Annotated in this window: 19 protein-coding genes; 15 read left to right on the top strand and 4 right to left on the bottom strand. The window is 48.1% G+C overall.

What is annotated here, in order from left to right:
- Positions 1–83: 83 nt before the first annotated feature.
- From BQ9856_RS23855 to asnA, 3 genes are read right to left on the bottom strand one after another with little or no spacing between them, the layout of a single operon-like run.
- Positions 84–1,316: a sensor histidine kinase gene (locus BQ9856_RS23855; RefSeq protein ID WP_077613216.1), complete on the bottom strand. Its 1,233-nt coding sequence runs from the start codon at positions 1,314–1,316 to the stop codon at positions 84–86.
- Positions 1,317–1,363: 47 nt separating this feature from the next.
- Positions 1,364–2,071, bottom strand: coding sequence for a LytR/AlgR family response regulator transcription factor (locus tag BQ9856_RS23860; RefSeq protein WP_077613217.1), 708 nt, complete (start codon positions 2,069–2,071; stop codon positions 1,364–1,366).
- A 21-nt stretch (positions 2,072–2,092) separates the two neighbouring features.
- Positions 2,093–3,100 carry an aspartate--ammonia ligase gene (gene asnA, locus BQ9856_RS23865; protein WP_077613218.1) on the bottom strand — a complete coding sequence of 336 codons (1,008 nt, stop codon included), beginning with the start codon at positions 3,098–3,100 and terminating at the stop codon, positions 2,093–2,095.
- Positions 3,101–3,275: 175 nt separating this feature from the next.
- On the opposite strand from asnA, the gene BQ9856_RS23870 reads away from it, so the two are divergent.
- The 15 genes from BQ9856_RS23870 to BQ9856_RS23945 all read left to right on the top strand — a co-directional run bounded on the left by BQ9856_RS23870 (position 3,276) and on the right by BQ9856_RS23945 (position 18,624).
- Positions 3,276–4,337 carry an L-threonylcarbamoyladenylate synthase gene (locus BQ9856_RS23870; protein WP_077613219.1) on the top strand — a complete coding sequence of 354 codons (1,062 nt, stop codon included), beginning with the start codon at positions 3,276–3,278 and terminating at the stop codon, positions 4,335–4,337.
- A 15-nt stretch (positions 4,338–4,352) separates the two neighbouring features.
- On the top strand, positions 4,353–4,847 hold the full coding sequence (locus BQ9856_RS23875; protein ID WP_077613220.1) for a deoxycytidylate deaminase: 495 nt from the start codon (positions 4,353–4,355) through the stop codon (positions 4,845–4,847).
- A gap of 1 nt (position 4,848) precedes the next feature.
- Positions 4,849–6,591: a B12-binding domain-containing radical SAM protein gene (locus BQ9856_RS23880; RefSeq protein ID WP_077613221.1), complete on the top strand. Its 1,743-nt coding sequence runs from the start codon at positions 4,849–4,851 to the stop codon at positions 6,589–6,591.
- Complete coding sequence (gene nth, locus BQ9856_RS23885) at positions 6,588–7,265, top strand: endonuclease III (RefSeq protein WP_077613222.1); 678 nt, start codon at positions 6,588–6,590, stop codon at positions 7,263–7,265. Before BQ9856_RS23880 ends, nth begins: the two co-directional genes overlap by 4 nt.
- 1 nt (position 7,266) lies before the next feature.
- Positions 7,267–7,974, top strand: a complete 708-nt coding sequence (locus tag BQ9856_RS23890; protein WP_077613223.1) for a 3'-5' exonuclease — start codon at positions 7,267–7,269, stop codon at positions 7,972–7,974.
- Positions 7,975–8,161: 187 nt separating this feature from the next.
- On the top strand, positions 8,162–9,661 hold the full coding sequence (locus tag BQ9856_RS23900) for a VanW family protein (RefSeq protein ID WP_077613225.1): 1,500 nt from the start codon (positions 8,162–8,164) through the stop codon (positions 9,659–9,661).
- A 12-nt stretch (positions 9,662–9,673) separates the two neighbouring features.
- Positions 9,674–10,255, top strand: coding sequence for an AIR synthase-related protein (locus tag BQ9856_RS23905; protein ID WP_077613226.1), 582 nt, complete (start codon positions 9,674–9,676; stop codon positions 10,253–10,255).
- Positions 10,256–10,304: 49 nt separating this feature from the next.
- A complete protein-coding gene (locus tag BQ9856_RS23910) occupies positions 10,305–10,787 on the top strand; it encodes an Lrp/AsnC family transcriptional regulator (protein ID WP_077613227.1) in 483 nt (160 codons plus the stop codon).
- Entirely contained in the window at positions 10,784–11,953 is a 1,170-nt protein-coding gene (locus BQ9856_RS23915) for an aminotransferase class I/II-fold pyridoxal phosphate-dependent enzyme (RefSeq protein ID WP_077613228.1), read from the top strand. Before BQ9856_RS23910 ends, BQ9856_RS23915 begins: the two co-directional genes overlap by 4 nt.
- 5 nt (positions 11,954–11,958) lie before the next feature.
- Positions 11,959–12,453, top strand: coding sequence for a tRNA (uridine(34)/cytosine(34)/5-carboxymethylaminomethyluridine(34)-2'-O)-methyltransferase TrmL (trmL, locus tag BQ9856_RS23920; RefSeq protein WP_077613229.1), 495 nt, complete (start codon positions 11,959–11,961; stop codon positions 12,451–12,453).
- A 382-nt stretch (positions 12,454–12,835) separates the two neighbouring features.
- Positions 12,836–14,020: a multiple monosaccharide ABC transporter substrate-binding protein gene (gene chvE, locus BQ9856_RS23925; RefSeq protein ID WP_077613230.1), complete on the top strand. Its 1,185-nt coding sequence runs from the start codon at positions 12,836–12,838 to the stop codon at positions 14,018–14,020.
- 79 nt (positions 14,021–14,099) lie between these two features.
- Entirely contained in the window at positions 14,100–15,647 is a 1,548-nt protein-coding gene (mmsA, locus tag BQ9856_RS23930; RefSeq protein WP_077613231.1) for a multiple monosaccharide ABC transporter ATP-binding protein, read from the top strand.
- A 2-nt stretch (positions 15,648–15,649) separates the two neighbouring features.
- On the top strand, positions 15,650–16,816 hold the full coding sequence (gene mmsB / locus BQ9856_RS23935; RefSeq protein ID WP_077613232.1) for a multiple monosaccharide ABC transporter permease: 1,167 nt from the start codon (positions 15,650–15,652) through the stop codon (positions 16,814–16,816).
- A 47-nt stretch (positions 16,817–16,863) separates the two neighbouring features.
- Positions 16,864–17,136 carry a hypothetical protein gene (locus tag BQ9856_RS23940; RefSeq protein WP_077613233.1) on the top strand — a complete coding sequence of 91 codons (273 nt, stop codon included), beginning with the start codon at positions 16,864–16,866 and terminating at the stop codon, positions 17,134–17,136.
- Between the two features lie 126 nt (positions 17,137–17,262).
- A complete protein-coding gene (locus BQ9856_RS23945) occupies positions 17,263–18,624 on the top strand; it encodes a PhoH family protein (protein WP_077613234.1) in 1,362 nt (453 codons plus the stop codon).
- Between the two features lie 25 nt (positions 18,625–18,649).
- On the opposite strand, the gene BQ9856_RS23950 is transcribed toward BQ9856_RS23945, so the two are convergent.
- Positions 18,650–19,318, bottom strand: coding sequence for a hypothetical protein (locus tag BQ9856_RS23950; RefSeq protein WP_077613235.1), 669 nt, complete (start codon positions 19,316–19,318; stop codon positions 18,650–18,652).
- Between the last annotated feature and the right edge of the window lie 20 nt (positions 19,319–19,338).

The raw sequence follows: 19,338 nt of genomic DNA on the forward strand, positions 1-19,338 counted from the left end.
ATTTTCTATTTGGAATATCGTCGTATGGAAGATACAGATAAGGGGAATGAAGCAAACGGTAAATTGAGTGATGTAAACGGCATCTAGGCTTCGGATCCCAGTGGGAACATGGCACAGAAGTGAAAGACTTCTTCTGTGACATTTAACTCCAGGGTTCCATGGCAGCGTTCCACAGCCTCCCGAATGTTGGAAAGGCCGATTCCGTGGTACCGGGGGTCCTCCTTGGTGGATTGAAAAAGCCTTGTTTCCTGTTTCAGGGAAGGCGGAACGGGATTTTTGATCTCAAGCAGGAGGCAGGAATGGCGGACATAGGAAATGGCCTGAATGTTCCTTTCCGGTCCTCCGGCCGGAATCTTCCGGCAGGCCTCCAGCGCGTTGTCCAGAGCATTGCTTAATATAATGCACAAGTCCGTGGGGGACAGCATTTCGGGTGGAGGAAAGATCAAATCTGTTTTCAGACAGATTCCTCCGGCTTGGGCCAGGGCCAGCTTCTCCCTTAAGATGGCGTCTGCATATACATTGCCTGTGGATATATCGGGAGATAAGGAATTGACGGTGCGGGTAATGGAGTTCAAATATTTTTCGGCCTCCCCTGTATTCCCGGAACGGAGAAGATTTTTAAGGCACAGCATGTGGTTTTTGAAATCATGGCGGAATCCGGCCAGCTGTTTTTCCTCTTCTTTCCAGGCTGTTATCTGGTTTCCCAAAAACGTATTCTGCTGTTTTGCCAGCGCCAGAACCAGCCTTCGGTCAACATAATAAACAGAAAATACGAGCAGAATCACTCCGGCTAAAGCGGTCAATGTCATGAAGCATACAGCCGCCAGGGAATCATTTCCTGAGTCTAACTGGGTGGTTCCATAATAAATAACGGATTGCCTGATGAAGAAGGATAGAATCAGCAGATACAGATTCCCTTCCATGGTGGTATCACCTTGAAGATTGCGGTACTTTTTCACGATCCATTCAAGGACTACAGCATAAAACACGGTAGTCAGGACATCACACAGGTCATAGATCCGGTTAAATAAAAAAAGGCTGTCGGCCCTTACCCTTATAGCCGCATAATGGACAAGAGGCAGGAAAACGAAGCAGGAAGTATAACCCAGGCCATCCATAAGGATGACGATCATGATTTTTTTGCCGCTTTTCCCCCGGTATAAAAAGAACACCATTCCGGCAGAGGTGAGGAGAAAGAACACCTGTTGTGGAAAAACCCGGTACAGCCCGCAGTTTATGTTAATAAAGGTAACAAGACCATGAAGCCCTGTCAGGCTTAAAAGGGTGAGTAAGGGATGGAATCTGGGTTTCAGCATTCTTCCAAGAAAGTGATAATCAATGAATGAGGAAAATAATTGAAGGATTATGATAACCCCTCCTTCTGCATCTGTTTCATAAATGCCATGGTAAAGTTCGGATATTTCCGTTTGCTGACAGGTATGAATTCCCCGTTATTGAGAAACAGATCCGTTTTGTTAAAACGCATAACAGAATCCATATTTACGATGAAGCTTCGGTGGCAGCGGAAAAACTGCGGGGGCAGGCTTTTTTCCAGATCTTCCAGCTTTCCGTAAAAATCTGCGGTGCCGGTCCGCCCATGGACGGATACCTTCCGGTCCCTTACCTCCAGATACAGGATGTCGGAATAAGGAAGCCGCAGGATGGAGGAACCGGACTGGAACGTGAGATACTGCTTATCGGGAGGGGTAAGCTGTCCGATCACATGATTTAATACGGCCTCCAGTTTTTCCTTTTTTACGGGCTTCAACAGGTAATGTGAGGCGTCTACGTCAAAGGCGTGAAATACGTATTGTTTATAGGCGGTCAGGAAAATGATTTTGGAGCGGGAGTTGTTCTTCCTGATCATACGGGCTGTTTCAAGACCGGACAATTCCTCCATTATGATATCCAGGAAAATGATGTCCGGAGTAATGGGAGCATTTAAGAGTTCTTTCCCATTTGGAAAGGCAGAAAGCTCGAAGGATATTTCATGGGCTTTAAAATATCCTTCCAGCAGCTTTGCAAATTCTTCCATAAATATGGGCTGATCATCGCAAAGAAATACGTTCATGTCGGTCACTTCCTATGTAAATTACAGCAGGAATATTTTATGCTTTCTGCATTCTTCCCGCATATCATCCGGCCAGATGCTGGCCTGTACTTCTCCCACATGGGCCCGGTCCAGCAGAAGCATGCACAGACGGGATTGTCCGATGCCTCCTCCAATGCTGCAGGGCAGTTCCCCGTTAAGAAGCATTTTGTGGTATGGAAGGTCCTTGCGGTCCTCACACCCTGCTTTTTTCAACTGCTCTGCCAGGGATTTTTCATCTACGCGGATGCCCATACTGGAGATTTCCAGGGCGCAGTTTAAATTTTCAAACCAGAAGAGGATGTCTCCGTTTAACTGCCAGTCATCGTAGTCCGGAGCTCTCCCGTCATGAGGTTTTCCGTTTTCTAATTTGTCACCGATTTTCATAAGGAAGACACAGCCGTGTTCCTTGGTGATCAGGTTTTCCCGTTCCTTTGGTGTCTGATCCGGAAAACGGTCCTCAAGCTCCTGAGAGGTAATGAAGGTGATATCCTTTGGAAGATGCTTCACAGCCTGGGGATATTTGTACCATACCTCATGCTGCATATGCTTGATGATCTTGAAAATGGTGCGCACGGTTTCCTTTAAGGTTTCTTCGCACCGTTCTTCTCTGGTAATGACCTTTTCCCAGTCCCACTGGTCCACATAGCAGGAGTGGAGGTTATCCAGATCTTCGTCTCTCCGGATGGCATTCATATTAGTATAAAGACCTTCTCCCGGCTGAAAGCCGTATTCATGAAGCGCCATGCGCTTCCATTTTGCAAGAGAGTGGACCACTTCCATGGTCTCTCCCGGAATGCCTGCAATATCAAACTGCACCGGGCGTTCCACACCGTTTAAGTTGTCATTTAAGCCGCTGCTTTGCTCCACGAATAAGGGGGCTGAGATCCGTTCCAGATTCATTTCTTTTCCGAGCTCCTTCTGAAACGTATCCCTTATGTATTTAATGGCCTCCTGGGTCTCACGGACGGAGAGCCTGGGGTCGTAATTTTCCGGTATGATTAATTCCATGTGGTATTCCTCCCAAATAAAATGTTTTTTTAATGGTATCATTATTATTGAAATCCTGCAACCATTGTTTTGACAGTCAGGCTTTTGGAAACCTTCCTGTTATCAGTAAAAAAGTTGCATGGTGACTGGGCCTGTGATATGATAAATGGAAGTCAAAAGAAAAGAGCAGGGCGATATGATGACAGAACGAATTATAATAGAAGATAAGGAACATCCGGAGGAAGAACTGTTAAAAAAACCTGCGGAAATATTAAGAAACGGCGGTCTGGTGGCATTTCCCACGGAAACCGTGTATGGCCTGGGAGCCAATGCCTTAAACGAAGAGGCGGCAAAGAAAATCTATGAGGCAAAGGGGAGGCCGTCGGATAACCCTTTGATTGCCCATATTGCGGATTTTGATGATTTGCTTCCTTTGGTTTCCGCAATACCTGAGGCGGGGGAAAAGCTGATGAAAGCTTTCTGGCCGGGACCTCTGACCCTCATTTTTCCAAAAAGCGGGCTGGTCCCTTACGGAACCACAGGCGGTCTTGACACGGTGGCGGTGCGCATGCCGGCTGACCCGGTGGCAAACGCCCTCATCCGGTTATCCGGTGTTCCGGTTGCAGCGCCCAGCGCCAATACCTCCGGGCGTCCCAGCCCTACCACAGCAGGTCATGTATGGCAGGATATGAATGGAAAAATAGATATGATCGTAGATGGGGGGGCCGTAGGAATCGGCGTCGAATCCACCATCATTGATGTATCAGGGGATGAGCCTGTGATTTTAAGGCCGGGTGCCGTCACACAGGAGATGGCTTCCGAAGTTCTCAGCAGGCAGATCCATCTTGATCCAGCCATTACCGCCGGACCGATGAAGGCGGATGTAAGGCCTAAGGCGCCTGGCATGAAATATAAGCACTATGCGCCCAAGGCAGACTTAACCCTGGTGGAAGGGGACATGCAGGCGGTGGCAGAGACCATTAACCGGCTGGTTAAGGAAAAGCTTTCCGGAGGCTTCCGGGTAGGGGTGATCTGTACCCAGGAGACCCTGGACCAATATCATGATGGAATGGTGCGCAGCATGGGCGTGCGGGCAAAGGAAGAGACCATAGCCCACAACCTTTATTCTGTACTGAGGGAATTTGATGATCTGGAAGCGGATTTTATCTTTTCCGAAAGCTTTTCCAAGGATCATTTGGGACAGGCCATCATGAACCGGCTTACCAAGGCGGCCGGTTATCATATTCTAAAGGTTTGAAAAGGAGGAGCGGAAATGACGGGAAAAAGAGAAGATTATATTACATGGGATGAATATTTTATGGGAGTGGCGGTTCTTTCCGGGAAGCGTTCCAAGGATCCCAGCACTCAGGTGGGAGCCTGCATAGTGAGCCAGGATAATAAGATCTTATCCATGGGCTATAATGGTTTCCCTATGGGCTGTTCGGATGATGAATTTCCCTGGGGCAGGGAGCATGAACAGGATGACCCTTACAATGCCAAATATTTCTATTCCACTCACAGTGAATTAAATGCTATCCTTAATTACAGGGGAGGAAGCTTGGAAGGCAGCAAGCTTTATGTAACGCTGTTCCCCTGCAATGAATGTGCCAAGGCCATCATACAGGCCGGGATCAAAACCGTTGTATACGGCTCGGACAAATACGAGGGGACCCCGTCTGTCAATGCTTCCAAGCGGATGCTGAATGCGGCGGGGGTCCGGTATTACCAGTATCAGCCCTCCGGAAGAAAAATAGAAATCGAGGTTTAACATGAAATTTCTGCTGGCGGCTCTCAATGCCAAATACATCCATTCCAATCCTGCCATTTACAGCTTAAAAGCCTATGCGGAAACCCATGGAAAGGAACCGGAATTGGAAGACGGAAGGTTTCAGATTGAGACCATGGAATATACCATTAACAATCAGCCGGATGAAATATTAAAGGATATTTACAGCCGGAAACCGGATGCAGTGGGATTTTCGTGCTATATCTGGAACATTGCTTACGTTTTGGAACTGGTCCGGGACCTTCCGAAGGTTCTCCCTCATGCGGAGATCTGGCTGGGAGGTCCTGAGGTGTCTTATGACGCTGCCGAAATCCTCTGCCGGGAACCGGAGGTATACGGGATCATGATGGGGGAAGGCGAGGAAACCTTTTTAAAGGTGGTTCGCTGCTATCTGGAACGGAACAGGCCGTCCTTTGACCGCATAGACGGAGTGGCGGTGAGGAATAAAGAAGGAGCTGTAATCTCAAATCCTTTAAAGACAGTTGTGGATATGAGCTCCATTCCCTTCTTATATAAAGAGCTTTCCGGTTTTGAGAACCGCATTGTTTACTACGAAAGCAGCCGGGGCTGCCCTTTTTCCTGCAGCTATTGCCTTTCTTCACTGGATAAGTCGGTACGCTTCCGGGATACGGAACTGGTTTTGAAGGAATTGGATTTTTTCCTTGAAAACCGGGTCCCTCAGGTGAAGTTTGTGGACCGGACGTTTAATTGCAGCAGGAAACACACCATGGATATCTGGCGCCATATCATGGAACATGACAACGGAGTGACCAATTTTCACTTCGAGATTTCTGCGGATCTGCTAAAGGAAGAAGAACTGGAGCTCATGTCCCGTATGAGGCCGGGGCTGATCCAGCTTGAAATCGGGGTGCAGAGCACCAATCCGGAAACCATAAAGGAGATCCGGCGGACCATGGACTTAGAGCTTTTAAAAAAAACTGTGGCACGGATCAACCGTTTCGGGAACATCCATCAGCATCTTGATTTAATTGCAGGACTCCCTTATGAAAACTACGAAAGCTTCCGAAATTCCTTTAACGAGGTCTATGAGATGAAACCGGAGCAGCTTCAGCTGGGATTCTTAAAAGTACTTAAGGGTTCTCTTATGGCGGAGAAGGCAGAGGAATACGGTGTGAAGTTCAAACAAAAGCCGCCTTACGAGGTGCTGTCCACCAGATGGCTCAGCTACGGCGAGATCCTTAAATTAAAGGTCCTGGAAGAAATGCTGGAGGTTTATGGAAACAGCGGCCAGTTCCGAATGACCATGAACGAACTTTGTAAGGAATTTGAAACACCTTTTGATATGTTTGAGGCCCTGGCTGAATATTATGATAAACAGGGACTTATAGGCATCAGCCACAGCCGGATGGCCCGGTACGAAATACTGGAACAGTTCATAAGGCTTATGGTACCGGAAAAACTTCCCCTGTTCCGGGACCTTCTTGTATATGATCTCTATTTAAGAGAAAATTTAAAAAGCCGCCCGCCCTTTGCGGCAGATCAGGAGCCCTTTAAAGACCAGGTGAGAGCCTTTTTCGCGTCGGAAGCGGCCTCCTTCCGGTATCTGAAGGAAGGGTACGACGGGTATGAAGCCAGACAGCTTATAAAGATGGCTCACATTGAGGTGTTCCGGGACGGAAGAGCGGTACTTTTCGATTACAAAAAACGGGATGCCTTATCCCATAATGCAGCGGATTATGTGATTGGCATATGGAGGAATGAATGACAGGGAAAGAAACAAAAGCGGAGCGGGAAGCCCGGGTATTAAAGGTACTTGAAGCTCTCGACCGGGAATATGGAACCGAATATGTATGTTATTTAAGCCATGAAACCCCATGGCAGCTTTTGGTGGCAGTCATTTTAAGCGCCCAGTGTACCGATGCCAGGGTGAATCTGGTGACAGCCGACTTATTTAAGAAATATGATTCTCCTCAGAAGCTTGCCGAAGCAGATTTAAAGGAATTGGAGCAGGATATCCACTCCCTTGGCTTTTATCATATGAAGGCAAAAAACATCATATCCTGCTGCAGGGACCTGGTGGAAAGATTTGACGGTGAAGTGCCGGAGACTATGGAAGAACTGACTTCCCTGGCAGGAGTGGGGCGTAAAACCGCCAATGTCATCCGGGGAAACATCTATCACAAACCCAGCATCGTGGTGGATACCCATGTAAAACGGATATCCGGAAAGCTGGGGTTTGCAAAGGAAGAGGATCCGGAAAAAATTGAATATGAGCTGATGAAGGTGCTTCCCAAAGAGCATTGGATCTTATGGAATATCCAGATCATTACCCTTGGAAGGTCCATCTGCGCTGCAAGAAATCCAAGGTGCAGGGAGTGCTTTTTACGGGAATTATGCCCAAGCGCCTGTGAGCTACAGGTTAAGGGAGGGAAAGCTTAAAGTGGTATCATCCTATGTTGCGGTGGATTTAGAAACCACCGGTCTTGATCCAAAGCGGGATAAGATCATTGAAATCGGAGCAGTGCGGGTCATTGACGGACAGGTGACGGATATTTATGAGACCTTTGTAAACCCTTACCGGAAGCTGGAAGAACGGGTGGTGATGCTTACCGGTATCGGGGACTCAGAAGTGGAGGCGGCGCCCGGGATCGGGGAGGTGATCGGCGGCTTTTTGGATTTTGCAGGAAAACTGCCCATTCTCGGTCATCATGTGATTTTCGATTACAGTTTTTTAAAGAGGGCTGCGGTGAACAATGGCCGCGGCTTTGAACGGCAGGGGATTGATACGTTAAAGCTTGCCAGAAAATTTATGCCTCCGGAAGAAAGGAAAAATTTAAAGGCAGCCTGCGGGTATTTCGGAGTGGAACAAGGCTTGAGCCACCGGGCGCTTGCAGATTCAAAAGCTGCCCATCTGCTTTACCGGAAAATGGCAGAACGGTATGGTGAGGAAGCGCCGGATGCATTTGCTCCCCAGGCTCTGATTTACAAGGTGAAAAAGGAACAGCCCGCCTCAAAAAGGCAAAAAGAACACTTGCAGGATTTATTAAAATATCATAAAATAGTTTTATCTGTGCAAACGGAACATTTATCCAAAAATGAAATATCAAGAATCACGGATAAAATCATAGCACAGTATGGAAGAATATAAGAGAGGTGATACAAAATGATAAACTTTAACAATAAAAACAACAGAAAATTTTTATCGGCAGTTTTGATCGTTGTTGTAATTTTGCTGATCGTTGCTATGGTACTTCCTATGATGCTGAGTTTCATGTAGGCCATAGGGGGGGATTGGATCGACATCATACAGACACAGTAGAGCATGAGGAATGAATATGAAAAAGAAAACATTGTCCATGAGCCTGGCAGCAGTGGTGCTGGCGGCGGGAATTGGATTTCTCTCTCCGGCATATGTTATGGCTGATACGCTTCCGGATGGGATTTATGTCGGGGAATATAATCTGGGAGGTATGACAGAAGAAGAGGCCAGTCAGAAGATACAGAGCCTGGTAAACGAAATGGAGAACCAGAAGATAACATTGGTAGTTGACGGACAGCCCGTGGAGACTACGGCAAAAGAACTGGGATTCCACTGGAGTAATCCGGAGGCTGTGTCTGAAGCCGCATCAGCCTGGCAGGGGGGTAACTTAATCAAGCGCTACTTAAATAAAAAGGACATCGAACAGAATCATGTCATCATTCCGCTGGAGACAGCTCTTGATGAGGAAAGAGTGGCAGCCTTTGTTGCGGAAAAATGCGCTCCTGCGGTGACAGAACCCAGGAATGCTTCCATTACCAGACAAAATGGCGCATTCGTTGTGACTCCATCCGCCATTGGTAAAACTGTGGATGTTGCGGCTACAAAGCAGGCTCTTGACGCGGCCCTTGCAAACGGTTTAAAGGAGCCGGTAACTGCCAATGCGGTCGTGGCCGAGGTAAAGCCCGGAATTACCACAGAGGATCTGGCTACCATTCAGGATGTTCTGGGAACTTTTTCAACCAGCTTTTCATCCAGCGGGGCATCCAGGTCAAAGAACCTGCAGGTAGGTTCCGGCAAGATCAATGGCCGTGTACTGATGCCCGGAGAGACACTGTCGGGTTACGAGTGCATGCATCCGTTTACAGTGGCCAATGGTTATGCCACTGCAGCGGCCTATGAAAACGGCCAGGTGGTGGACAGCGTAGGAGGCGGTGTATGCCAGATTGCCACGACCCTTTATAATGCTGTGCTCCGGGCAGAGCTTTCCGTCGACCAGAGACAGAACCATTCCATGGTGGTGGGATATGTAAAGCCGTCGGAAGATGCGGCCATTGCCGGTACGTATAAGGACATCAAGTTTACCAACAATTACAGCACTCCTATTTATGTGGAAGGCTATACTTCAGGTAAAAATCTTACCTTTACCATATATGGCAGGGAGACAAGGCCGGCGAACCGGACCTTTGAGTTCGTTTCTGAGACTCTGAGCGTTACGGACCCGGGTGCACCGAAGGAAGTTGTGGATCCGGCCATGGCTCCGGGAGCCAGAAAGCAGGTTCAATCCGCACACAAGGGAATGAAATCCAGGCTGTGGAAGATTGTTTATGTCGATGGTGTGGAGCAGAGCCGGGAGCTTCTCCATACCGATACCTATAATCCATCCAAGGCCATCATTAAAGTCGGCCCTGCGGCTCCTGCGGTTGCCGAACCGGTCGAGACTCCCGTGCAGCCGGTGGAAACACAACCGGCAGCAACAGCGCCGGCAGCAACAGAACCGGTGGAAAGCGGGGTCATTGATCCTGGTACGGTCCAGGGACCGGGAGAGGTTACAGCACCGGCAGGACCGGGAGTGTAGGCGGGAAACAGCATGAGACGGATCGAAAGGGAGAATACCGGAACCGTAAGGCCGGGGCAGGATCTTGTCGTAGCAGGATATGCCGGGCTCTCCGGAACGGTAGAAACCGTAAAAAATAAAAAAGAAGAATTGTATCAATGGTTTTCCAGGGATTATGTGGACCGGATTTTAGAAAGTGATGACATCATCCTGGAAGGAAATTTAGAGCGGTGGAAGGAATTTGGTGCATCCGAATGTGAACCGGCAGGAGAGGGCGGGGTTTTAAAAGCCCTCTGGGATCTGTCCGGAGCTTACATGATGGGAATCCGGTTTTCCCTGCGAAAGATCCCGGTTAAGCAGGAAACCATAGAGATCTGTGAGCGGTACGACATGAATCCGTACCGCCTTTTCTCGGCCGGCTGTCTGCTTCTGACGGCGGATAACGGAGGAGACCTGGTATGTGCTTTAAAGGAGCAGGGAATTCATGCCACTGTAATCGGAAAAGTAACGGGCGGCATCAAGCGGATCATTGACCATGGAGAAAGCATTGGCTTTCTGGACCGGCCGGCCGGGGATGAGCTTCATAAGGTTTTGGCATCATCAGCCGTTCGATGAGCCGCAGGGCGAATCGGACTTCCTTAAAAATGAAACAGGAGGTAAGGATATGAGAGAAAAGATATTGGCAATCATTGAGAAAAACAGCAGAATCGATTTAAAGGACCTGGCAGTTCTTTTAGGGGAAAGTGAGGCCGCCATTGCCAATGAAATTGCCGAAATGGAAAAGGAACACATCATATGCGGTTACCATACCCTGATTAACTGGGATAACACCAGCGATGAAAAGGTTGTGGCTCTCATTGAGGTTAAGGTAACCCCGCAGAGAGGAATGGGGTTTGACAAGATTGCGGAGCGTATTTATCAGTACAGCGAAGTAAATGCGGTCTATCTGATGTCCGGTGCTTTTGATTTTACCGTATTTATCGAGGGAAAGACCATGAGACAGGTGGCCCAGTTTGTTTCGGAAAAGTTGTCCCCAATGGAATCGGTATTAAGCACGGCAACCCATTTTGTTCTTAAAAAATACAAAGACCATGGCACCATTCTTGCTGAAGAGACGCCGGATGAAAGGATGTTGATTACTCCGTGAGAAACCCGTTATCAGATCGAATCGTAGAGATTCCGCCATCCGGAATCCGTAAATTTTTTGACATAGTCAGTGAAATGAAGGATGCCATTTCCCTGGGCGTAGGAGAGCCGGATTTTGATACGCCCTGGCATATCCGGGAGGAAGGTATTTATTCTCTGGAAAAGGGACGGACCTTTTATACCTCCAATGCCGGTTTAAGGGAATTAAAGGTTGAAATATGTAACTATTTGAGCCGGCGCTTTGAAGTTACATATGATCCGGACCATGAAGTTATGGTGACTGTGGGCGGCAGTGAAGCGATCGACATCGCTCTCCGGGCCATGTTAGACCCTGGTGACGAGGTTCTGATTCCGCAGCCCAGTTATGTTTCCTATGTTCCCTGTACCATTCTGGCAAACGGCATCCCCGTCACCATTGACTTAGAAGCAAAAGACCAGTTCCGCCTGACCGCGGAAAAGCTGCTGGAGAAGATTACGCCGAAGACAAAGGTTCTGGTGCTTCCCTTTCCCAATAACCCGACCGGAGCGGTCATGGGAGCGGAAGAGCTGGAAGAGATCGCTAAAATCGTCTTGGAAAAGGATCTGTTCGTTATTTCCGATGAGATTTATGCGGAGCTTACCTATGGAGGTGACCATACTACCATTGCATCGTTTCCTGGCATGAAGGACCGTACCGTACTGATTAACGGTTTTTCCAAATCCTATGCCATGACCGGCTGGCGGCTTGGCTATGCGGCTGCCCCCCGGGTCATTCTGGAGCAGATGTTAAAGATCCATCAGTTTGCCATCATGTGTGCGCCCACTACCAGCCAGTATGCTGCAATAGCGGCTCTCCGTGACGGAGATAAGGATGTCCAGGTGATGAGGGAATCTTATGACCAGAGAAGGCGTTATCTGATGCATGCATTTAAAGAGATGGGCCTGGAGTGTTTTGAGCCCTATGGAGCGTTTTATACGTTCCCCAGCATCAAGCGGTTCGGCATGACCTCCGATGAGTTTGCTACCAGATTGCTGCGGGAAGAAAAGGTGGCAGTTGTTCCGGGGACGGCATTTGGGAACTGCGGAGAAGGTTATCTGCGTATATCCTATGCCTATTCCCTGAAAAATCTGAAAGAAGCCCTGGGCCGCATCGACCGCTTTATTAAGAAACTGGATGGAAAGGCGTAAAGGATATGAATATCGTATTACTGGAACCGGAGATGCCGGCCAATACCGGAAACATTGGCCGGACCTGTGTGGCAACGGATACAAAGCTGCATTTGATCGAGCCTCTGGGATTTAAACTGAATGATAAACTGATCAAGAGGGCAGGTCTTGATTACTGGGATAAGCTTGATGTGACGGTGTACAGCGATTATCAGGATTTTCTGGACCGGAATCCCGGAGCCAGGATCTATATGGCTACGACAAAGGGGCTTCATGTGTATACCGATGTGAAGTATGAGCCGGACTGTTTCCTGATGTTCGGGAAGGAAAGTGCGGGAATTCCGGAAGAGATCCTTCTGGAAAACCAGGAACGTTGTGTCAGGATCCCCATGTGGGGAGATATCAGATCCTTAAACTTGTCCAACTCTGTTTCCATTGTACTTTATGAGGCCTTGAGGCAGAACGGGTTTGAACGTATGACCATGCAGGGCGAACTGCATCATCTGCATTGGAAGGAATAAAAAATGAGGGATAGAATATTTTAGATATTCTGTCCCTCATTTTTTGTGTTTTCAATTTATCACAGGCTCTGGCGGGGAGTGAATTTTCCATGAAGTCAGAGCTTTTTATATGAGAAATTCCTTGCCGGTTGTATGTACAGCTTAACGGAAAAGGAAAAATGTGAAATATGTGTTGACAAAATAGTGGTATAAATATATAGTTGACCTTATAAAATATTGGTAAAATTAAACAAAAAATATATAATAAAACTGTATAAAATTCGACATTATTACATATGAAAAGTGTTAAAATCGACAAGATATGTTAAATTAAACAAAATGCATATTTACGCAAAGCGTAAATTGTATATACAAAAAATTTGCCATAGGAGGGTAAAAAAATATGAAACGGAGAATTCTTAGTGTCATCCTTGGAACCGTACTTGCAGCGTCTGCACTGGCTGGCTGCAGTGGCTCCCAGACTGCAGCCACCACAGCATCTTCAACAGAAGCGTCAGGTGTAACGACAGAATCGGCAGACGGAACTGCAGCGGATACTGCAGCTGCAAAAGCAGCGAAAGCGGCCGGAGGCGGAGAAAAGGTCGGTGTAGCCATGCCCACCCAGTCCTCGGAGCGCTGGATCAACGACGGCGCCAACATGAAGAAACAATTGGAGGCGCTTGGTTACGAGGTGGACTTACAGTACGCCGAGGATGATGTACAGATGCAGGTTTCGCAGATTGAAAACATGATTGCCTCCGGGGTGAAATGTCTGGTCATAGCTTCCATCGATTCTTCGGCATTGGTCAATGCAGAGGAACAGGCAAAGAACGCCGGCATTCCGATCATTGCATATGACCGTCTGCTGATGGACACGGATGCCGTTTCCTATTATGCGACTTTTGATAATAAAGGGGTCGGCACTGCGATCGGCGAGTACATAAAAGATACGAAAGAACTGGACAAGGCCAAAGCGGAAGGTAAATCCTATACCATTGAGTTTTTCATGGGCTCTCCGGATGATAACAACGCATTGTTCTTATACAACGGTTTGATGGAAGTGCTCAAGCCGTATCTGGATGACGGAACCCTGGTATGTGAATCCGGCCGTACCTCTTTTGAGGATACCTGTATTTTAAGATGGTCTCAGGAAACAGCACAGCAGAACTGTGAGAACTATCTGACGGGTTTCTATGCAGACAAGAAACTGGATATCTGTGCGACCGCATTTGATGGGTTTGCTTACGGCTGTAAAGCAGCCCTTGAAGGTGCAGGCTATAAAGTGGGCGTAGACTGGCCGCTTGTGACCGGTCAGGATGCAGAGCTGATGGCAACCAAGAACATTATTTCCGGATTTCAGACCATGTCCATTTACAAAGACACCCGTTTGCTGGCTGAGAAATGTGTGACCATGGTTCAGGCGGTGTTGGAAGGAGCAAAGCCGGAAATCAACGATACCGAACAGTACAACAACGGTAAAATCGTGGTTCCGTCTTATCTGTGTACTCCGGTTGCGGTCGATAAAGATAATTATAAGGAAATTATTATTGACGGCGGTTATTATACGGAAGAACAGCTGTCAAAGTAGCAGGAGCATGCAAACAGGCGGCGGCGTGAAAGCCGCCGCCTGTTTCCGTGTAACGTGAAAAAGAAAAGGAGTTGGAAAGATGTCCGATTATATCTTGGAGATGAATCATATCACCAAAGAGTTCTACGGGGTAAAGGCTCTGGACGATGTGAATATCAAGGTGAAGCGAGGCGAAATCCATGCGCTCTGCGGGGAAAACGGAGCCGGGAAATCGACTTTGATGAATGTACTTTCAGGGGTCTATCCCTATGGGACTTACAGCGGCGATATCGTTTACAATGGGAATGTATGCCAGTTTCACAGCATTAAACAGAGTGAGGCGAAAGGGATCGTGATCATTCATCAGGAACTGGCGTTAAGCCCTTATCTGTCCGTGGCAGAAAATGTGTTCCTGGGAAATGAACAGACACTGGCAAAAGGGGTGGTCGACTGGACCAAAACCCATAAGCGCGCCCAGGAAATGCTTGTAAAGGTGGGGCTTGAGAATGAAAACTTAAATGCCCAGGTAAGCAGCCTTGGGGTCGGAAAGCAGCAGCTCATAGAGATTGCGAGAGCCATGGCAAAGCAGGTTGAGCTGTTAATCTTAGATGAACCTACCGCAGCACTTAACGATGAGGAAAGCAAGCGCCTTTTAAACATCATGCTGGATTTAAAGAAGCATGGGATCACCTGTATCATGATTTCCCATAAGCTCCATGAGATCAGTTATGTGGCGGATTCCATCACCGTGATCCGGGATGGAAGGACCATTGAGACACTGGAAAAGGGAAAAGACGATATCAGTGAGGACCGGATCATAAAAGGCATGGTAGGCCGGGAACTGACGAACCGTTATCCGGAACGGAATTGTGAGCCTGGAGATAACATTTTTGAAGTAGAAAACTGGAACGTATATCATCCCGATGATCCGGGGCGGCAGGTGATCAAAGATGTGTCCTTTCATGTGCGGGCCGGCGAAGTGGTGGGATTTGCCGGACTGATGGGGGCCGGCAGAACGGAACTGGCCATGAGCCTTTTCGGAAGGTCCTATGGACAGAAAATAAGCGGAACCATTAAAATAAACGGAAAGCAGGTCCTGATAAAGGATGTAAAGGATGCCATTAATAATAAGCTGGCTTATGTATCGGAAGACCGAAAGAATTACGGTCTCATCCTGATCGACAGCGTCAGGGGGAATATGACCCTGGCAGCCCTTCGCAACTTCTTCTCCAGGAGAGGAATCGTCAACAGCAACGCTGAAAATCTGTCCGCGGAAGAATATAAAAAAAGAATCAATGTAAAATCCAATTCCATTAACCAGACGGTCAGCTCTCTTTCCGGCGGGAACCAGCAGAAGGTGGTGCTTGCCAAATGGATGCTGACCCAGCCGGAGGTGCTGATCTTAGATGAGCCTACGCGCGGGATCGACATTGGAGCAAAATACGAGATATACTGTGTAATCAATGACCTGGCGAAAGCCGGTAAGGCGATTATTGTGATTTCATCTGAACTTCAGGAGATTATCGGTACCTGCGACCGGATTTATGTCATTAATGAAGGGCACATTTCCGGTGAGCTGTCCCGTGAAGAAGTGTCCCAGGAAAAGATTATGAAATGCATTATGGCAGATAACGGAAAGGAAGAATAGAGATGGATAAGAAGAAAACGGTTAATATTAACATGAAGCAGTACGGCATGGTACTGGCTCTTATTGCAGTATTCCTTATTTTTGCGGTCATGACAGGCGGAAAGAATATGTCCCCTGCAAACGTCAACAACTTAATCATGCAGAACAGCTATATCGTCATTCTGGCAGTTGGCATGCTGCTTTGCGTGCTGACCGGCAACATCGATCTGGGGGTAGGCTCCATTGTTGCGGTCTGCGGAGCGGCAGTGGGTATCATGATCGTGGATTACAAAACAAGCATGTGGGTGGCCATCCTGGCAGCGCTGGCCATCGGCACGCTGTCCGGCATGTTTGTCGGGGTCTTTGTTTCCAGGCTTTCCATTCCTCCGTTTATCGTGACGCTGGCTACCATGCTGATGGGACGCGGACTCACATACACGCTGTTAAAGGCTCAGACAAAAGGTCCCCTTCCGACAAATTATACCTACATAGGTGCCGGATTTCTTCCGACCGCCAAGATTTCCTTTGGGGGAGGAACCCTGGACCTGGTATCCATAGCAGCGGCACTGGCTGCTTTTGCGCTCATTATCTTATCCGAAATAAAAAGCATTAAAACAAAGAAGAAATATGATTTCCCGGTCAATCCCCTGTGGCAGACTGTTTTAAAAATAGGCGTGATCCTGCTCATCGTCTGGTTTTTCTTCTATAAGCTGGCACGCTATAACGGCATTCCGTTTGTACTGGTAATCATGGGCTCTCTGGTAGCCCTGTATCATTTTATTACAAGCAAGACTGTGGCAGGACGCCAGATCTATGCGCTGGGAGGCAACGCAAAGGCAGCGAAGCTTTCCGGTATCAACACGGATAAGGTGTTTTTCTGGGTATATACCAACATGGGGATCCTGTGTGCGGTGGCCGGGATTGTTTTGTCAGCCCGGAATGCCTCCGCGACCCCCAAGGCCGGCGATCAGTTTGAAATGGATGCCATTGCATCCTGCTATATCGGCGGCGCGGCCACGACCGGCGGCGTGGGTACCATCATCGGCGCCGTAGTGGGTGCGTTTATCATGGGGATCCTGAATAACGGCATGTCCCTTTATGGCTGGTCTACCGATATTCAGAAGATTGTAAAAGGTGCTGTACTGTTAGGGGCGGTTACCGTAGACTTGCTGTCAAAAAGGAAAAAATGACCGGAGGAAAGGGACTTTTGTCGGGGTGAGAAATGAGGAGGTTAAAAATGAGTAAGAATCAGGAGAGGGGACCATCCTGCCCGGCCCAGATCACATTGATGATGAGGCTGGCAGGAGGTGTTTATCTGGTTTATCTGGCATACCAGCTGATGCCGGAGATTACGGTGTCAGCCGGAGGAAGGAATCTGATCCGGCTGCTGTGCATGGCAATATTTTTTACAGTTGGTACATTGCTGGCAGGCTGGTCCATAAAGAAGCTTCTGAAGGGGGAGTTCATCCATCCGGGGGAGAATGAGGAAGAAGGAGCCAGGAAGTCCTGAAATTTCCATAAATATACCCCATTTTTTACATCGTCTTTACCGAAACGTGGTAACAGAAGACAGGATCCTGGGATATAATCATTTCACAGAAACACAGTTTCTGAAAATGGAAAAGGAGTCCGGTAAATGATAAAAACCTATGTGGTAGATACAAATGTACTGATTCAGGCCCCTTATGCCCTGCTTTGCTTTGAGGATAACCGGGTGGTGCTTCCGGTGGTGGTCTTAGAAGAGCTGGATCATTTAAAAAAGGCGGAAGGGGAAAAGGGGGCCAATGCCAGAAAGGCCATACGGCTTTTGGAACAGCTCCGTCATAAGGGCGATCTGCTGACCGGGGTGGAGTTGGAGAATGGGGGAATCCTTCGGGTAGAGAAAAACTTTGTAGATGTCAAGCTGCCGCCTGATCTGCCGGATGAAAAGATGGATAACCGCATTCTCAAGGTCTGCAAGGGCCTGGAAGGCGAAGTGATTCTGGTGACCAAGGACATTCTGTTACGCATCAAGGCTCAGATCATCGGCATCCGGGCAGAGGATTTTACCACGGAACAGGTTTCAGAGGGGGATGAGCAGTATTCAGGCAGGATAGAAGCTTATGCTCCGGAGGAGAGCTTCAAAGAGTTTAAGAAAAAGGGAATATCCACAGAAAGTGTGTATATAACCAACGAGTCAGGGATACGCAGTACGCCTGCTTTATGTGAGAACCAATTCGTCATTCTAAAGGCAGACCAATCTACCAAAAAGACGGTTTTAGGCCGTGTAAATGGCAGCAGGATCGTACCGCTGGATTACGGGAAAAGCAAACCCTACGGGGTAGCTCCCAGAAATGCAGGCCAGTATTTTCTTCAGGAAGCCTTAATGCAGCCATCGGAGACGGCGCCTCTGGTGATAATCAAAGGTATGGCCGGAACCGCAAAGACCTTTTACTCTCTTGCCGTTGGATTGGAAAAGCTGCTGAACAACCCCTCAGGAGAGTACCGCCGGATTATGATAAGCCGTCCCAATGCCCAGTTTGATTCCGACATCGGTTTCCTTCCGGGGGATGAGCAGGAAAAGATTTCTCCCCTGATGCGGCCGGTGATTGACAACCTGGAACAGCTGATCGATTCCAATGAAGAAAAGCGTTATGAGAATGAAGAAGAGCTTAAAGGGAAAATAGAGGAAATATTTGGACGGGGACTGATCAAGGCGGAAGCCCTTAATTTTATCCGGGGGCGTTCGTTTGTTAAGACCTATCTGATCATTGACGAAGCGCAGAATATGACTCCCAATCAGGTCAAGGGAATCATCACCCGTGCCGGGAAGGGAACGAAAATCATTCTTCTTGGAGATCCCAACCAGATAGACCGCCCGTTTTTAGATGAGAGGACCAACGGTCTCAGCTATGCGGCAGAGCATATGAAGGGAAGTCCGTTGTGCTGGCAGATTACCCTGGATGCAGAGGAATGCGAACGGTCTGTGCTGGCCATGGATGCAGTAAAACGGCTGTAAACAGCCCATAATGTCCGGAAGCTTTTTATGCTTCCGGTGGAGTCAGAGTATAGGAGTCCTCAACATAAGAGACAACATCCATAAGATCGTCCAAAGCCGCCTCAGCGGCAACATAATGGAATACCCCATCGCTGCTTTCGAATACCCAGCATACAATGCCGCTTTCCAGGCCATAGTCTTCGCTGGTAAAGTACCCGTAAATCTGCAAGGCATCATACGGTCCCAATGTGACCCTCGCACCTTCGATACCGGAAACCTGGTTGTTTTCCAGATTGTACCACACACTTTGCGCGGCGGACTCTAAATCGACCTGGCTTTTTTGTTCTTCTGTCAGATCATCAAAGGAAAAGGTGTTCATAGTGATGATAGAGGTGCCCTGGGGGTTGGAGTATTGAAAATCGGTTCCGCCGTCTAAATCGGTAAACTTCATCCATGTATCCGGTACTGTGACATACCCGAATTCCCCGGTGCCCACCGTCTGCATTTCCACGTTTTCCGTCTCCTCCGTCTGGGATTCAGATACCTCAATCTCGGCAGCATTCTGGGACAGGGGGGCCGGTTCTTTGTTTGCTTTTGACAGCTGTTTCGCGGTACGGTATACAAAAACATTCAGGACAACAAACAGTAAAGTAAAAATCAGTGCAAATAGAAGTCCCAGACATAAAAATAACTTTTTTCTGTTAGCAGGTTTCATGTAAATTTCTCCTTTGTATG

The organism is Clostridium sp. Marseille-P2415, from assembly GCF_900155545.1.
In the GTDB taxonomy this organism is placed as follows: domain Bacteria; phylum Bacillota; class Clostridia; order Lachnospirales; family Lachnospiraceae; genus Lacrimispora.

Coding starts and splice junctions, on each gene's coding strand:
- asnA (WP_077613218.1), bottom strand. CDS start 3,100: ATGGAATTAATCATACCGGAAAATTACGACCCCAGGCTCTCCGTCCGT.
- nth (WP_077613222.1), top strand. CDS start 6,588: ATGACAGGGAAAGAAACAAAAGCGGAGCGGGAAGCCCGGGTATTAAAG.
- BQ9856_RS23875 (WP_077613220.1), top strand. CDS start 4,353: ATGACGGGAAAAAGAGAAGATTATATTACATGGGATGAATATTTTATG.
- BQ9856_RS23855 (WP_077613216.1), bottom strand. CDS start 1,316: ATGCTGAAACCCAGATTCCATCCCTTACTCACCCTTTTAAGCCTGACA.
- BQ9856_RS23905 (WP_077613226.1), top strand. CDS start 9,674: ATGAGACGGATCGAAAGGGAGAATACCGGAACCGTAAGGCCGGGGCAG.
- BQ9856_RS23870 (WP_077613219.1), top strand. CDS start 3,276: ATGATGACAGAACGAATTATAATAGAAGATAAGGAACATCCGGAGGAA.
- mmsA (WP_077613231.1), top strand. CDS start 14,100: ATGTCCGATTATATCTTGGAGATGAATCATATCACCAAAGAGTTCTAC.
- BQ9856_RS23940 (WP_077613233.1), top strand. CDS start 16,864: ATGAGTAAGAATCAGGAGAGGGGACCATCCTGCCCGGCCCAGATCACA.
- BQ9856_RS23950 (WP_077613235.1), bottom strand. CDS start 19,318: ATGAAACCTGCTAACAGAAAAAAGTTATTTTTATGTCTGGGACTTCTA.
- BQ9856_RS23900 (WP_077613225.1), top strand. CDS start 8,162: ATGAAAAAGAAAACATTGTCCATGAGCCTGGCAGCAGTGGTGCTGGCG.
- BQ9856_RS23880 (WP_077613221.1), top strand. CDS start 4,849: ATGAAATTTCTGCTGGCGGCTCTCAATGCCAAATACATCCATTCCAAT.
- chvE (WP_077613230.1), top strand. CDS start 12,836: ATGAAACGGAGAATTCTTAGTGTCATCCTTGGAACCGTACTTGCAGCG.
- mmsB (WP_077613232.1), top strand. CDS start 15,650: ATGGATAAGAAGAAAACGGTTAATATTAACATGAAGCAGTACGGCATG.
- trmL (WP_077613229.1), top strand. CDS start 11,959: ATGAATATCGTATTACTGGAACCGGAGATGCCGGCCAATACCGGAAAC.
- BQ9856_RS23910 (WP_077613227.1), top strand. CDS start 10,305: ATGAGAGAAAAGATATTGGCAATCATTGAGAAAAACAGCAGAATCGAT.
- BQ9856_RS23860 (WP_077613217.1), bottom strand. CDS start 2,071: ATGAACGTATTTCTTTGCGATGATCAGCCCATATTTATGGAAGAATTT.
- BQ9856_RS23945 (WP_077613234.1), top strand. CDS start 17,263: ATGATAAAAACCTATGTGGTAGATACAAATGTACTGATTCAGGCCCCT.